The organism is Pyruvatibacter mobilis (genome assembly GCF_012848855.1).
In the GTDB taxonomy this organism is placed as follows: Bacteria; Pseudomonadota; Alphaproteobacteria; order CGMCC-115125; family CGMCC-115125; genus Pyruvatibacter; species Pyruvatibacter mobilis.
The window spans coordinates 114,203-127,443 of sequence record NZ_CP051630.1 but is presented as its reverse complement, the minus strand read 5'-3'; the positions used below and the strand labels follow the sequence as shown (position 1 = coordinate 127,443).

Annotated in this window: 15 protein-coding genes and 1 tRNA gene; 5 read left to right on the top strand and 11 right to left on the bottom strand. The window is 61.9% G+C overall.

The features are described from left to right. The first annotated feature begins 209 nt into the window (after positions 1-209). Together HG718_RS00685 and HG718_RS00680 are read left to right on the top strand one after the other, a co-directional pair. The gene (locus HG718_RS00685; protein WP_160586617.1) at positions 210-755 is read left to right on the top strand and encodes a TetR/AcrR family transcriptional regulator; all 546 of its coding nucleotides are present in this window, start codon (positions 210-212) and stop codon (positions 753-755) included. A 66-nt stretch (positions 756-821) separates the two neighbouring features. Then, on the top strand, positions 822-2,012 hold the full coding sequence (locus HG718_RS00680; protein ID WP_160586616.1) for an LLM class flavin-dependent oxidoreductase: 1,191 nt from the start codon (positions 822-824) through the stop codon (positions 2,010-2,012). A 97-nt stretch (positions 2,013-2,109) separates the two neighbouring features. Here the strand turns inward: HG718_RS00680 and HG718_RS00675 are convergent, their stop codons facing one another. After that, positions 2,110-3,900, bottom strand: a complete 1,791-nt coding sequence (locus tag HG718_RS00675) for a long-chain-acyl-CoA synthetase (protein WP_160586615.1) — start codon at positions 3,898-3,900, stop codon at positions 2,110-2,112. 86 nt (positions 3,901-3,986) lie between these two features. Here HG718_RS00675 and HG718_RS00670 point away from each other — a divergent pair, with 86 nt between their 5' ends. Further along, a complete protein-coding gene (locus tag HG718_RS00670) occupies positions 3,987-4,262 on the top strand; it encodes a sulfurtransferase TusA family protein (protein WP_160586614.1) in 276 nt (91 codons plus the stop codon). Here HG718_RS00670 and HG718_RS00665 read toward each other — a convergent pair. Beyond that, the gene (locus HG718_RS00665; RefSeq protein WP_160586613.1) at positions 4,251-4,868 is read right to left on the bottom strand and encodes a GNAT family N-acetyltransferase; all 618 of its coding nucleotides are present in this window, start codon (positions 4,866-4,868) and stop codon (positions 4,251-4,253) included. The two genes, HG718_RS00670 and HG718_RS00665, sit on opposite strands and share 12 nt — an antisense overlap. Positions 4,869-5,068: 200 nt before the next feature. On the opposite strand from HG718_RS00665, the gene HG718_RS00660 reads away from it, so the two are divergent. After that, complete coding sequence (locus tag HG718_RS00660; RefSeq protein ID WP_160586612.1) at positions 5,069-5,797, top strand: TetR/AcrR family transcriptional regulator; 729 nt, start codon at positions 5,069-5,071, stop codon at positions 5,795-5,797. 26 nt (positions 5,798-5,823) lie between these two features. Here the strand turns inward: HG718_RS00660 and HG718_RS00655 are convergent, their stop codons facing one another. Next, positions 5,824-6,240 carry a hypothetical protein gene (locus HG718_RS00655; RefSeq protein WP_160586611.1) on the bottom strand — a complete coding sequence of 139 codons (417 nt, stop codon included), beginning with the start codon at positions 6,238-6,240 and terminating at the stop codon, positions 5,824-5,826. Between the two features lie 277 nt (positions 6,241-6,517). On the opposite strand from HG718_RS00655, the gene HG718_RS00650 reads away from it, so the two are divergent. Continuing rightward, positions 6,518-7,192: a fused DSP-PTPase phosphatase/NAD kinase-like protein gene (locus HG718_RS00650; RefSeq protein WP_160586610.1), complete on the top strand. Its 675-nt coding sequence runs from the start codon at positions 6,518-6,520 to the stop codon at positions 7,190-7,192. Between the two features lie 25 nt (positions 7,193-7,217). Here HG718_RS00650 and HG718_RS00645 read toward each other — a convergent pair whose 3' ends face one another. The 8 genes from HG718_RS00645 to HG718_RS00610 all read right to left on the bottom strand — a co-directional run bounded on the left by HG718_RS00645 (position 7,218) and on the right by HG718_RS00610 (position 13,237). Next, a complete protein-coding gene (locus HG718_RS00645) occupies positions 7,218-9,035 on the bottom strand; it encodes an ABC transporter ATP-binding protein (protein ID WP_308936409.1) in 1,818 nt (605 codons plus the stop codon). A 155-nt stretch (positions 9,036-9,190) separates the two neighbouring features. Further along, positions 9,191-9,278, bottom strand: a tRNA-Leu gene (locus tag HG718_RS00640). 39 nt (positions 9,279-9,317) lie between these two features. Continuing rightward, on the bottom strand, positions 9,318-10,379 hold the full coding sequence (locus HG718_RS00635) for a tyrosine-type recombinase/integrase (RefSeq protein WP_160586609.1): 1,062 nt from the start codon (positions 10,377-10,379) through the stop codon (positions 9,318-9,320). Position 10,380: 1 nt separating this feature from the next. Continuing rightward, positions 10,381-10,740, bottom strand: coding sequence for a MarR family winged helix-turn-helix transcriptional regulator (locus HG718_RS00630; protein ID WP_160586608.1), 360 nt, complete (start codon positions 10,738-10,740; stop codon positions 10,381-10,383). 943 nt (positions 10,741-11,683) lie between these two features. Next, a complete protein-coding gene (locus tag HG718_RS00625) occupies positions 11,684-11,992 on the bottom strand; it encodes a hypothetical protein (RefSeq protein ID WP_160586607.1) in 309 nt (102 codons plus the stop codon). 34 nt (positions 11,993-12,026) lie between these two features. Further along, positions 12,027-12,389 (bottom strand): hypothetical protein, encoded by a 363-nt coding sequence (locus HG718_RS00620; protein ID WP_160586606.1) that lies wholly within the window; start codon positions 12,387-12,389, stop codon positions 12,027-12,029. A 25-nt stretch (positions 12,390-12,414) separates the two neighbouring features. Continuing rightward, on the bottom strand, positions 12,415-12,879 hold the full coding sequence (locus HG718_RS00615; RefSeq protein ID WP_244617575.1) for a hypothetical protein: 465 nt from the start codon (positions 12,877-12,879) through the stop codon (positions 12,415-12,417). A 10-nt stretch (positions 12,880-12,889) separates the two neighbouring features. After that, complete coding sequence (locus HG718_RS00610) at positions 12,890-13,237, bottom strand: hypothetical protein (protein ID WP_160586605.1); 348 nt, start codon at positions 13,235-13,237, stop codon at positions 12,890-12,892. Positions 13,238-13,241: the final 4 nt, after the last annotated feature.

The following is a 13,241-nucleotide window of genomic DNA, read 5'->3' as shown; positions in this document are numbered from 1 at the left end:
GTGGTGTTTTTGTTGTTTGGTTTGCTCGGTTGCAACTTTGACTCAAAGCCCCGGCGAAAACTAGACTGGAGTCCAGACAACGAAGTGACCTTGGGGACCACGCCATTTCCACTGCTGCCACCACGACGCGCCGGACCGAAAAACCGGCGACACCGGACAAGCGCAGCCTGCGCAAGGCCCGGACCCGCCGACATGTCTATGAGGCGGCGATGGCCCTGTTTGCCGCCCGCGGCTATGACGATGTGCGCATCGAGGAAATCTGCGACGCAGCCGGCATCGCCAAGGCGACGTTCTTTCTGCATTTCGCCAGCAAGGCGGCCCTCATCGAGGAATTCAACTCCCAGCTCGTTGACCGCCTGGCCCGGGACCTGGAAGACGAGAGCGCGCCGGCGGAAGCACGCCTGCGCCGCTATGTGGATGCGCTGGTCGAGGAATGGGAAGGGAATGCGGAAGTCGTGCGGCAGATGTCGCGTGAATTCCTGAACCAGCCCGCCCTGATGCCTGCCGCCGAAGCCGCCAACCGCACCATCGTGACACTTGTGGAGGGTATCATCGCAGACGGGCAGGAGCGCGGCGAGTTCATCAACACCGCCGACGCGTCCCTCGCTGCAACCGCACTCGTTTCCACGTGGGGGGCTTTCGCAGCGCGCTGGTCCGACAGCCTCAATGAAAAGGGCCGTCCCGCCGATGTCAGACAGCTCCACCACGACCTGCTGGATCTGATCCTTGGCGGACTGACGCCCCGCGACCACTAGATACCGACAGAAACACCAAACCAAGAAACGCGCGCCAAAACCAGACCGCGCACCGAGGAGGACCCCATGGCTGCCACCCAGAGCCGCAAGAAGCGCAACGGCATTTTCCTTGCTCCCTTCCACCCGCTAGATGAGGACCCGACGCTGGCGATCCAGCGAGACATGGAACTGATCGAGCATCTGGACCGCATCGGATATGACGAAGCCTGGGTCGGTGAGCACCATTCGGCGGGCTACGAAATCATTGCCTCGCCAGAAGTGTTCCTGGCCGCCGTCGCCGAACGGACCAACCGCATCAAGCTGGGCACGGGCGTTGTCTCCCTGCCCTATCACCACCCGCTGACCACCGCGAACCGCATCATCCAGCTCGACCACCAGACCAAGGGCCGGATCATGTTCGGCGCGGGCCCCGGCCTGCTGCCGTCGGACGCCATGATGCTGGGGATCGAGGTCGCCAAGCAGCGCCCGCGCATGGTGGAGGCGCTGGACGTGATCCTGCGGCTGTTCAACGGCGAAACGGTGACCGAGGAAACCGAGTGGTACAAGCTCACCAATGCGCGCCTGCAGCTGACACCCTATTCAAACCCGCACCCGGAAGTGGCCGTGGCCAGCTCCGTGACACCGTCCGGCGGCAAGCTGGCCGGCAAATATGGGCTGGGCATGCTGTGCGTCGCCGCCACCAATGCATCCGGTTATGACGCGCTCGCCATCAACTGGGAGGTGGCCCAGCAGGTGGCCAAGGAGCATGGCCGCACAATGGACCCGGATTGCCTGCGCCTCGTCGGCCCCATCCACATCGCCGAGACCAGGGAACAGGCGATGGAGAACGTGAAATACGGCTTCTACAAATGGTCGGACTATTTCAACTCCATCAACCCCATGGCCGCGCCCAACGCCGACAAGTCCAAGGATCCGCTCGACGCGATGATCGAAAGCGGCCAGGGCATTGTCGGCACACCGGACGACGCGATCGCGCAGATCAGGCGCCTTGAGGAGAAGATGCCCGGCTTCGGCTGCTTCCTGCAGCTGGCCCACAACTGGGCGGACTTCGACACTACGAAGAAATCCTACGAGCTGTGGATGCGCCACGTGATGCCGGAGATCAACAAGATGAACGACGCGCGCCGGGCAAGCTTCGGCTGGGCGACCGACAATGCGGAGGAGTTCATCGGCCAGGCCATGTCCGCCGCGATGACGACCATCCAGCAGCACTACGAAGACGAGGAAAAAAAGAAGGGTCAGTCTGCAGCGGAGTAACTGCCCGACGCTCTTTCACGGGCTGCTGCACCTCACCGGCGGGCAGTTCCCGCAGTGCCCCTGACCCCGCGGCTGAGCCGCGGGGTCCGGGTAACGCTTACAGCTTCAGACTGCCGGTCTGGATGTCGTTGTAGAGATCCTTGGTGAGCCGGATGAACTGCTTTTCACGCGGGTCGAAGAAGAAGATGGGATCAGAGATTGCCTCCGGATCGAACCCTTCCTTCACCAGTTCCACCTTGCGGTGCTTGAAGGTGCCGGTGATTTCCACCTCTTCCTGAAGGCGCACGAAGACAGGCTGCGCATAGGCCGGCAAATTGTCGTCCAGATGCGCCTTGAACCTGGTCCAGTCCGGTTCTTCCGCGACCACCATGGAGACCATGCCGGCGCGGCCATCCATGCCATTGATGGCAACGCCATAGACATTGGCTTCCTTGATGCCCGGATAGATAGAGATCGCTTCCGCCACTTCAGACGTCGCCACGTTCTCCCCCTTCCAGCGGAACGTGTCGCCGATGCGATCCATGAAATAGAAATAGCCGCGCTCGTCTTGCTTCAGAAGGTCACCGGAGCGGAACCACATGTCGCCTTTCTCGAAGACGTCGCGCAGGATTTTCTTCTCGGTTGCCTTGGCATCCGCATAGCCGTCGAACTTGCCGGTGGCGCTTTCAGGATCGATCTTGCCGAGCGCCTCACCGACCTCGCCTGGTGCGCATTTGATACACAGCCCGTCGGCACCGCGAATGGGCTCCTCGGCGTCCACGTCGAACTTCACGATTTCAACGTTGAAGGTCTTCTTGGCATAACCGGGCACGCGGCCGACAGCACCAACCGTGCCGTCATAATTCATCAGCGCGATATTGCCTTCAGTCGCCCCATAGAACTCAACGATGCGCGGGATCTTGAAGCGCTGCTGGAACGGCTCCCAGATTTCAGGCCGCAGGCCGTTGCCCACGGCAAGGCGTACCTTGTGCCTGTTCTCACCGGGCTTCTGATCCGTGTTCAGAAGATACCGGCACAGCTCGCCGATATACTGGAACAGGGTCGCTTCATGCTTGGCGCAGTCTTCCCAGAACTCCCGGGCGGAGAACTTGCGCTTGACGATAACCGAGCCGCCGACCGTCAGGACTGCACCCACGGCGCAGACACCGCCGGCCGAGTGATAGAGCGGAAGCACCACATACATACGGTCCTTCTCCGTTGCCGCAGTTGCGGCTGAGAAGGCCCCGGCCATGGTCTGCAGCCGGTAATGGGTGATCTTGGCAGCCTTGGGCAGACCTGTGGTGCCGGACGTATAGATATAGAGCGCGTTGTCGGTCTGCTGCAGATCCTTGCGCGTATCGGCCGGAAGGGGTTCCGCGGAATAAAGACCCAGACTATCGGACAGGTTTTCTGCTCCTTGCACCGGTTCGCCGTGAATCCAAGGCTTGATGTCGCGGTCGAACTTGTCGGCAGCACCGAAGAAATTGTCTGCGAGGCTGTCATCGACGATGGCGTGGTTGGCGCCGGAAATATTGAGGCAATGGGCAAGCCCCATGCCGGTGAGGTTTGTGTTGATCAGCGCTGCGACGCCACCCATCTTCACGATGCCGAGCCACGCCACGATGTATTCGGGCTTGTTCTCCATCAGCAACGCAATGGCGTCACCCTTGCGCGCGCCCGAGGCCAAAGCCCAGCGCGCATACCGGTTAGCGCGCTCGTTCAGCTGTGCGTAGGTGAGGGTCGAGCCATCTTCACCCGTGATGGCCAGATTGTCGGGCTTGGTAGCTGCCAGCCCCTCAATGATGTCCGCCCAGGTCCGGTCCGGATTCTTCTGGATGTCCTTCAGCCGGCCAAGCGTGCGCACGGCACTGCGCAGATAGGTGATCTCTTTGCCAATTCGGTTTAACACAACGGCGTCCTCCCAAGACGTTTCCGCCGATATAGAAGTGTCATTGAAAATTGGTCAAGCGGAACCGGGGCTGAAACGGGGTCGTCATGAAGCCTAAAGACGCAGAGACTGTAAGGACTTATGCCGGGCAGCAGGTAGATGCGATCGGCCTGCAATGCCCGCTGCCGGTCCTCAAGCTGCAAAAGGCGTTGCGTCGATGCGCAATCGGCGAGCGCGTGACGCTGCTCGCAACAGACCCCGCCTCACAGATCGACGTGCCCCATTTCTGCAATGAGACGGGCCATACCCTGCTGACCAATCGTCGCGAGGCAGACACCTTCATCTATGAAGTGGAATGCAAGGCCCTGCCGTCAGCCGTCTGACGCCTGCCATTCATCCGCAAGCAGCGCATAGATCAGGACATCATGCCAGCGGTCATCAAGGCGTTCGGCCTTGAGCAGAGTACCCTCGTGGCGCATGCCCATGCGCTCCAGGACCCGGCGTGACGCCTTGTTGTCCGAGACGCAACGTGCCCACAGCCGGTTGAGCGGCCATTGTGAGAAAGCCGCTTCTGCCACCAGCCGCACCGCCTCGCTGACGAAGCCGCCGCCCCAGTAATCCGAATGCAGCACATAGCCGATCTCGGCATTGCCAAGACGCAGATCATCCAGATGCAGGGAAACACCGCCGATGGCCTTACCGCCCGGCAGGGCAAGCGCAAGATCATACCGCAGGCGCGGCGAGACCTGCTGCTGATTGAGAAACTCGGCAAGTGTGGCGCGGGACTGTTCGACCGTATTGGGCCCCCAGAGAAGATGCTTTGTGACCTCCCGGCGTTCTGCATAGGCATGCAGCGCCCCCAGATCTCCCGAGGTGAAATCCCGCACCACCAGCCGCCGGCTGCGCAGCGGCAGCACCAGGGGCGGATAATCGGCATGCCGGGGCTCGGCTGGCACCTGCGGCGCGGAGAGGGCGGCGGTCTGTCTCATGAAGGTCTGTCGGGTCCCCAGAAAGCGATAAACGGCGACGCTACTCCTTCGGCCCCGGCCTTGCCAATGATCGCAATGCCGTGGCTGGCCTTGCCATTGGCCACCAAGGGCGGGCATAACCCCGTTTCACACGTGAAATGACCAAAGCGCGGCCTGAAAACCATGCCGCCGCAGGCAGTTAGAGAAAAAGTCCCGCGCCCATGTCAGCGTCCACCGACGAAAAGACGGCTCCCGCTCCGGCCCCGGAAGGCGAGACAAAGGCCGCTCCCCGGACCCGCCGGGTGCGCCGCACGGGCGAGGAAGCACGCCGGCTGATTCTGGATGCTGCCGAACAGCGCCTTGCCTCAAGCGGGCCGGAAGGTATCCGGCTGCAGGACATTGCAAAGGACGTGGGTATTTCGCACCCGGCAATCCTGCATCATTTCCAGAGCAGAGAAGGCCTCGTGGGGGCGTTGGTGGAACGCACCATGACCCATCTGCGGGATGCTCTGCTGGGCGTCATCACCCGCGGACAGAGCGGTGCTCTGGACACCGATGCGATGATGGACGAGGTATTCGCAACCCTCTCCGACCGGGGCCATGCCCGCCTGCTGGCCTGGCTGACCCTGACCGGCCGCGTGGAGCCGGAGTCGGGCCTCACTGACAGTGACGACGAGAAAAGCAAGGCTGAGGGAAGCCGCGGCCGCCAGATGCTGGGTGAACTGACAGACCTGGTGCATGAAGCCGCAGCACGGCAGGCGCGGGATGCCGGCAAGATCGAACCCAGCAAGGAAGACACCCGCTTCTTCATTCTGCTGGCCGCCATGTCGGCCTTCGGCGAGGCAATTGTGGGCCGCCAGATGTATGAGGCGGCAGGTCTTGGCGGCGACCCTGAAGCCGCCGCCAAGTTCAGAACCCGTCTCAAGGCGCTACTGCACCCGGTCAAGTAAACCGGAGCCGTCGCCCAAGACTGTTGTCAGGCGCCGCGGCGGGCATCCAGTGACAGCGTGTCCTCGTCACGGAAGGCCAGCATCACCAGCGTGGCGAAGAACACCGTGAGCGACGGGAAGAACAGGATCTGTACATTGTCCTGACCGAAGATCACGCCCAGCGGATCGACGATGGACTGCCAGATTGGCAGGATGCCAATGCCGATGAGAGCCGCCATGGCCGGATAGGTGACACGGCGGAACAGCCCGACGATCACCGCAACGGCAAGGACCGCCTGCAGGGCACCAAGTACGATCTGCAGCGTCGGATCACTCAGGATGCCGCCGTAATAGGTGTCGGAGACGCCGATGGCGGCTTCGGTGGCGGCCAGCTTGATGATGGCCCAGATGAGAATGAGCAGGCCGATGCCGACCCGCAGCAACATGAGGCTGACGGATTTCATTTTTGATCCCCTTCCAAATTAGCGCGGAGTGCGCTGATGAGACGCCTTCCGCCACAGGAGCCGCCGGCTGTCACGATGACGAACCGGACCGGTCCGCAACCAGATGGGCGCTTGGAGGCCACACGCCCAAATCACGCTTTGGCGACCAGGCGTGAGAGCGCCGCAACCATATGATCGACAAGCGCTTTTAATCTGCCACGCGATCCCTATAGTGCGCCGCACCAATGCTGGCGCGGTCCCGCAGCCGGCAGCAACCATACCGGACCTGGCAGATTCCATGGCGATTGACCGCACAGCGGACAACACCTCGACCTTCACGAAGCGGATGCGCACCTATCTCGACATGATGTTTGTCGATCACGGGATTTTCCGGCTGTTCATCAATCTCGCAACGCCCGTGACCCCGCGCGCCTGGCGCTCAGGCCAGCTCTGGCCGCGCCACGTGAAACTGGCGAAGGAGCGGGGCGTCAAGACGATCATCAACCTGCGCGGTGCGCGTGATTGCGGGGCCTATGTGCTCGAGCGCGAGGCGTGCGAGAAATATGGCGTCACGATGATCGACATGCCGCTGGAAAGCCGCTCCGCCCCCCAGGTGGACAGGCTCAACCGTGCCAACGAGGTGTTCAACTCGGTCGAGTATCCCATCCTGCTGCATTGCAAGTCCGGAGCGGACCGGGTGGGCATCGGCACGGCGCTCTACATGATGCTGAAGGAAGGCCGCCCGGTCTCGGAAGCCAAGGAGCAGCTGTCCCTGCGCTTCGGCCATGTGCGCCAGGCCAAGACCGGCGTGCTCGATGCCTTTCTCGAGGAATACGAAGCTCGGAACGCGCGCGAACCCATCGATTTCATGACATGGGTGAACACGGAATATGACCGCGAAGGCCTCAACGCCCGCTTCCAGAACATGAAAGCCGGTGACGTCATCATCGACTTCATCCTGCAGCGCGAGTAGGAGGCTCGCCAAAGGGTGTGCCGCCCTACTGGGCAGCCTCTACCTTGTCTTCAGCGAAATACTGCATCTTGCACAGGCGGGCATAAAGGCCGTCGGCTGCCACAAGGTCATCATGGCTGCCGAGCTCGACCACCCTGCCCTGATCCATCACACAGATCATGTCCGCTTCACGCACCGTCGCAAGGCGATGGGCGATGACAATGGTGGTGCGCCCATGGCGCAGGGTCTCAAGCGCGTCCTGCACCTTCCGCTCGCTTTCCGCGTCAAGCGCGCTGGTTGCTTCATCAAGCAGCAGGATCGGGGCATCGCGCAAAATGGCCCGGGCCAGGGCGATGCGCTGGCGCTGCCCGCCGGAAAGCTTGAGCCCCCTGTCGCCGACAACCGTCTCATAGCCTTCCGGCATGGCGGTGATGAACTCTTCAGCCGCCGCCGCCCTGGCCGCGGCACGGATCTCGTCATCCGTTGCATCAAGCTTGCCGAAGGCAATATTGGCGCGGACCGTGTCGTTGAAGAGGGTCACATCCTGACTGACGATCGCCATTTCGCGGCGCAGGGACGCAAGCGTCACGTCCTTCACATCCTGTCCATCGATGGTGACGGCCCCGGACGTGGCGTCATAAAGCCGCGGAATGAGATTGATGACCGTGGACTTGCCCGCCCCGGACGGCCCTACAAGCGCGACCGTGGACCCCGCGGCCACGTCGAGCGAAAAGGCACTCAATGCCGGAGCACCCGGCTCGTACTCGAACCCGACATCCGCAAAGCGCACATGGCCTTTTTCAAGGTCGAGCGGCCTTGCATCCGCCCGGTCCCGGATCGCCGGCACTTCGTCCACGAGATCGAACACCCGCTGGACGGCCGCCATCCCCTCCTGGAACACCACGTGGAGCGTCCCGAGCGCCCGCGCCGGGGCGGCCCCCAGCAGCAGGGCAGACAGGAAACCCATCAGACTGCCGACGGAGCCGACGCCGGCAAACACACTCCAGATTCCGTAGGCAACGACGCCGGCAACAGCGACACCGCCCAAAATCTCCATGCCCGGATCGACCAGGGAGCGGCCGCGCACGAGCTTCATGTTCCAGCGGTAGAACCCCTCGAAGAAGCTGTTGGCCCGCTTGTTCTCATAGTCTTCGAGGCCGAATGTCTTGACCATGCGGGCACCGGACAGGCTCTCGTTCAGAAGCGCTGTCATGTCACCCACATAGCTTTGCGTGTCGGCCGAAACCCGGCGCATGCGCTTGCCGAGTGCATTGATGGGAACGATGGCGAGCGGGTAGATCGCAAGGATGCCAAGCGTCAGCCGCCAATCCATGTAGATCATGGTGCCGACCAGAAACACCAGTGTCAGGAGATCACGCACACCATTGGTCATCACACGCGTCAGCGCTTCGCGGACCACATTGAGGTCGTTGGTGAATCGCGACAGGTACCGGCCGGTGGCTTCCCGGTTGAGCCGAGCAAGATCGATGGTCAGCAGACGCCCGAACATGGCCGACTGCATCCCCTTCAGCACACGGAACACAACGGAACTCGTGACCACGGTTTGCAGGTAGAGCGTCACCGACTTGGCGATCACCAGTGCCACGATGATCAGCGGCACCTCGACGATCTTATCCATGTTGCCCGCCTCGATCGCATCGATCGCGTACTCAATGAGCAACGGATAGATGCCGGTGGTAGAGGCCACCAATGCAAGCAGCAGCATGGCGAGCAGCACGCGGGGCAACTGCGGCAACATCCATTCACGCCATACGCGCGCCGCATAGACCCAGGTCAGGGCCCTGGGTTCGGCCGGGACGATGTCGCTGCCTTGCTTGTCCTGATGCGGGTCAGTATCCGCCAAAGGGCCCTCCCGCCCGGATTGAAACGCTGTCGGCCACGGATGATAGCCCGGAATGTGGCGGTGATGGGTCAAGGGTGGCCCGCGCTTCGTGGTGCCCCTGGCCGGACTCGAACCAGCACGGAGTTACCCCCAGCAGATTTTGAGTCTGAGATGCTTGGTGCGGAAGGCGGGACTCGAACCCGCAAGCCTTTGAAGGGCAGCGGATTTTGAGTCCGCCGTGTCTGCCAATTCCACCACTTCCGCGTCACCAGCTACGGGTCACGTCACCAGTGGCGTCACTACCTACGCGACTTCGCGGGGCTGCTCAAGGGCGTCCACAAGCGAGGCCAGGTGCTTGGGCGCAAGGTGAGCGTAGCGCATGGTTGTCTGGGTAGTCTTGTGGCCCATCCATTCCTTGACCCGTACCAGATCAACGCCCCGCTGGATAAGGCGGGAACAGCAAGTATGCCGCAAGGCATACGGTACGAACTGCGGGTCATCTGACAGACCCAACTCGGCGCGGACCCGATCCCATCCGTACAGGAACCACCGGCCCATCTCCTCCGTGGAGAGGCCGAAGTCAAAGGGACCATGCCGCCCGCCATCGGTGCGGCGGAGCAGGACCTCCTTGACCCGGCCTGTCATGTGGATCGACCGGGGCCAGTTGGTCTTGTTCTCCCAGAGGGTAATCATCCCGAGGCCGAAGTTGATGTCGCGGGCTTCGAGCGTCCACAACTCGGACGGACGGAAGCCGGTGTCTATCAGGCACACAAAGGCGTCCAGTCGGTCTTGGTCGCCCCACAGGCCGAAGTAGTGATGGAATGCCTGCTCCTCGGCGTCACTCAACCAGCGTATGCGGCCTTGGTTCTCCTTCGCCCGTTCGATCTTGGGCAGGACCGTCAAGTGGCCACGGGTCTGAGCCAGATTGAGCGCCTTGGACAGGCAGGACAGCTTGCGGTTGATCGTGCTCCCGCTATTGCCCTTCTCGATGCAGGCAGCAACGAATGCCTCGATCTCCTCGGTCCCGATCTCAGTCACCGGCAGGTGCGGCCCAAAGAACTCCTCAATCTGCCGGATGTTGTGGGTCTGCTTCCGCCCGTGAGCGGTGCCCTTCCAGTATTTGGTATGTGTCTCCCGGAATGCCTGCTCCAGCGTCCACGGCCCGCCGACCCGCCGGGGCTTCTTGCCCCCACGGATCGGTGCATCGTCGGGGACCGGGATAGGCTTCCCGAGGATCGCGGCGGCACGGGCTTCCATTTCCCATGCCTTGGCCTCCTCCTCGGTGTTGAAGGAGTAGCGGGGGAGGCGCTGGCCTTTGACGGTCACGTCCGCCTGCCACTTCGTCCCCTTTCGTCTTACTGCCATATCAATCTGCTCCTTGTGACAAGAGGTTCTCCAGGAACCGACGCCCCTTCGGCGTCAGGTAAACCTGCTTGGCCTTGCGATCCTCGGGGTCCTCCCGCGCTTCGATCAGGCCGAAGCCGGGAACGCCCTTCCGGTATCCGGTGGATGACAGGATGCCCACGTTGCGGCTCATGGTGGAGCGGGCAACGCCTAGGTGATCCTGCATCTCTCTCATGCCGACGCCTTCTTTCCGGGCCGCCATGAGGAATGTCATGATGGTCTGGGCCTGAATGTCGGGTTCCAATACGCGGAACGCCTCAATCGTATTTATCAAGCGGCCAATCGTTCGCTTGCTGGCTCGCTGAGGGGTTTGAGATGCCATTTTTTCCTCTATCTCTCTGCACTGACTTGCAAATTTCGAGCTTCATCTGGCCGATCCAGATGTGCAGCTCGCCTGCGTCACGGGCGGTCTCAAAGAACTTCCTGTGACCATTACCGTCCCCGCGTGTGAACTCTACATACAGTTCCCACGAAGGAGCAATGCGGACATACCAAAAACGCAGTAACTTCACGTAAATACCCTCTATTTTACATAGGTTTCGGGGGGAACCGGGAGGCGACTCGCCGTTTCCGATATTTTCGGATCGACACCGCCGCTGGGCAACTCCCGGCGAGACATAAGGGTGTTTCGAGACCCGCCAGAGACGGGGTGGTCCTGCGTTATGGGGCTTTAGCGGGGCGCTTTCCGGCCAGCCTCCTATAGGTTTTGCGACAGAACGCCGCACAGTTCTCCGCGATTGTGGTGAGAACACTCATGGTTGCAACGCCCACGACCATCGCACTCACCGCGAGCGCCATGCAGGCGGCTGTCATCAGCAATGTTTCCATCACGCTACTCCTCCGATAGTCAGCATGAAGATGATTACAAGGGTGAAGGCGGAGCCTGCGAAGATGACCCCGCCCAAGGCGTCGAGGATTAGGCGCTTCAAATCCAATCCTCCCCGGCGTTCGGGTCAACGGTCCCGCCCAGCGTCACCGCGTACATAGGGACCCGAGCGGGGGCCGTGACCTGCCTCAACTCAACGTCCTCGCCGCACTCCGGGCATCTGGAGTAGGCGCCATCTAGGTCCTCCGCGATGGACGCCGGGACGGCGCGGGCGTCATAGGAGACCAAGCAGCACTCCCCGGCCTTGGACTGCCATTCGATTTTCCCACCGCACTCCGGGCAGCGGGCGGTTACGGTGTCAAACATTCCCACGGTCGTGAGCCTCCATTGAGCGAGAGGGGGGTGTCGCAATTCTTTAGGCGGCGGAAGCGGTCCTTTCTCATGCCCGCCCCCGTGTCGGCCAGTTGCTGATCTTCCGGGCGGCTTCCAAAAAGGCGTCCTGCCCGGTCAGCTTCTCGTATTCCTCATGGGACCAATCGACACCGGAGGCGGTGAGCATGTCCCCGATCTCCCGGCATTCCCGCTTGGTCCGCCGGTCAGGCCCGCACCGCATACCCGTTGGGATATGGGTCAGGGTCCACCACGACTTGGCCAAGAGGCTTCGGTGGATCGCAAAGAAATCACCATGCTCGTAAGCGTCCACGGTGGCTTCCCCGCCGATGGTGCGTAGGGTGAGTTTTATGGTCATGGGATTGTTCCTTTCTCGGATCAGTCAGGACGCACTAAGGGCGGCATTCAGCGAGGTCAGGCCACTCGCCGGTCATCTCGTGGATGATCTCGCGGGCACATTCCTCTGGCGTCAGGCCGGAACCTTCGGCCCAGTCGGCCAGTCCTTGGTTGAGGCGGGCCACGGTGTGCGCTTGGATATGGTCGGGCAGGTCATCGAAATTACAGGCCGTCTCAGCGGCCGGATCGACGCCCCCGCCGCACCACATAGAGACCCCTAGGGGATGCGTCGGGGCATCGCTCATACCCAGACAGTCCCCGTCAAAGAATGCCACCGTGTAGCGGTCAGCGGTCGCCCCGCCGTTGTCATCGCAGCCGGAGATGATCCAGCCAATGTTGTTCAGGCTAAACACCTGCATTGCAATTACTCCCTTAGAGGGTCAGTTAGAACAAATAGACGTTGCCGTCATCGCCCACGTATGGATCGAGGGGCGGGTATTCAGTGCCGTACCCGCAAAGGTCCGCCAAAACGTCCCCTAGGGGGCCAAGGCCGCGGTCCCAGTAGCCCACACCGTGACCGTTGCGCGTGAACCAAAGGTCAATCCCGGCCTGCTCGGCGGTATAGGTGAAGCCCTTGGCCTCGGCCCACCGCTCCGCCATGACCAACAGGTTCCCATGGTCGGCAACAAAGCGTGTGCAGTCAGTGCGGATCAGTGCCGCCGTTTCTGGCGCGAAGTCGTCCACCGTGGCCCCTGCCGGAAGGGCGTCGTCTTCCTCGCCCGTGTTGGTGAAAAAGAGGGCGTCAAGGTAGCCCTTAATGAACGCCTCCAGATCATAGTCCCCAGCGGCGTCCACCGCCTCCTGCGGAAGCGTTAGGACCCTCCCGCCGGTCTCATATTCGGTTTGCATGGTGATTTCCTTAGAGGGTGGTGATTGCTGCCGCCCGGACCTGCCAGTCATCGCGCAGACGGATCGTGTCGGCATCCATAAGGACGCACTTGGCGAAAAACTCGGGGCACCAGTCCCAATCGAAGGGGCCGTCATAGCGCCCGGCGTTCATCGCCTCCGCAAAGGCCTTGTGACAGGCAGTGGCCAAGGCTGGATCAATGACCGCCGCCCGTGTGGTGGCATAGCCGTGCGCCTCAACAAAATCGGTGTAAGGCCCGCCGCCGCGCTCATGTTCCTCCCGCAACGTCTCTAGGTACGTTTCCCAAATGCAGGCGGCGGCTTCGATCAGGTCAAAGGTGGTTGGTTCTGGATTAATCATCCGT

What these genes read in the sequence shown, in the direction of transcription:
- HG718_RS00685 (WP_160586617.1), top strand. Translation starts at nt 210, where the DNA reads ATGGCCCTGTTTGCCGCCCGCGGCTATGACGATGTGCGCATCGAGGAA.
- HG718_RS00680 (WP_160586616.1), top strand. Translation starts at nt 822, where the DNA reads ATGGCTGCCACCCAGAGCCGCAAGAAGCGCAACGGCATTTTCCTTGCT.
- HG718_RS00670 (WP_160586614.1), top strand. Translation starts at nt 3,987, where the DNA reads ATGAAGCCTAAAGACGCAGAGACTGTAAGGACTTATGCCGGGCAGCAG.
- HG718_RS00665 (WP_160586613.1), bottom strand. Translation starts at nt 4,868, where the DNA reads ATGAGACAGACCGCCGCCCTCTCCGCGCCGCAGGTGCCAGCCGAGCCC.
- HG718_RS00660 (WP_160586612.1), top strand. Translation starts at nt 5,069, where the DNA reads ATGTCAGCGTCCACCGACGAAAAGACGGCTCCCGCTCCGGCCCCGGAA.
- HG718_RS00655 (WP_160586611.1), bottom strand. Translation starts at nt 6,240, where the DNA reads ATGAAATCCGTCAGCCTCATGTTGCTGCGGGTCGGCATCGGCCTGCTC.
- HG718_RS00650 (WP_160586610.1), top strand. Translation starts at nt 6,518, where the DNA reads ATGGCGATTGACCGCACAGCGGACAACACCTCGACCTTCACGAAGCGG.
- HG718_RS00635 (WP_160586609.1), bottom strand. Translation starts at nt 10,379, where the DNA reads ATGGCAGTAAGACGAAAGGGGACGAAGTGGCAGGCGGACGTGACCGTC.
- HG718_RS00630 (WP_160586608.1), bottom strand. Translation starts at nt 10,740, where the DNA reads ATGGCATCTCAAACCCCTCAGCGAGCCAGCAAGCGAACGATTGGCCGC.
- HG718_RS00625 (WP_160586607.1), bottom strand. Translation starts at nt 11,992, where the DNA reads ATGACCATAAAACTCACCCTACGCACCATCGGCGGGGAAGCCACCGTG.
- HG718_RS00620 (WP_160586606.1), bottom strand. Translation starts at nt 12,389, where the DNA reads ATGCAGGTGTTTAGCCTGAACAACATTGGCTGGATCATCTCCGGCTGC.
- HG718_RS00615 (WP_244617575.1), bottom strand. Translation starts at nt 12,879, where the DNA reads ATGCAAACCGAATATGAGACCGGCGGGAGGGTCCTAACGCTTCCGCAG.
- HG718_RS00610 (WP_160586605.1), bottom strand. Translation starts at nt 13,237, where the DNA reads ATGATTAATCCAGAACCAACCACCTTTGACCTGATCGAAGCCGCCGCC.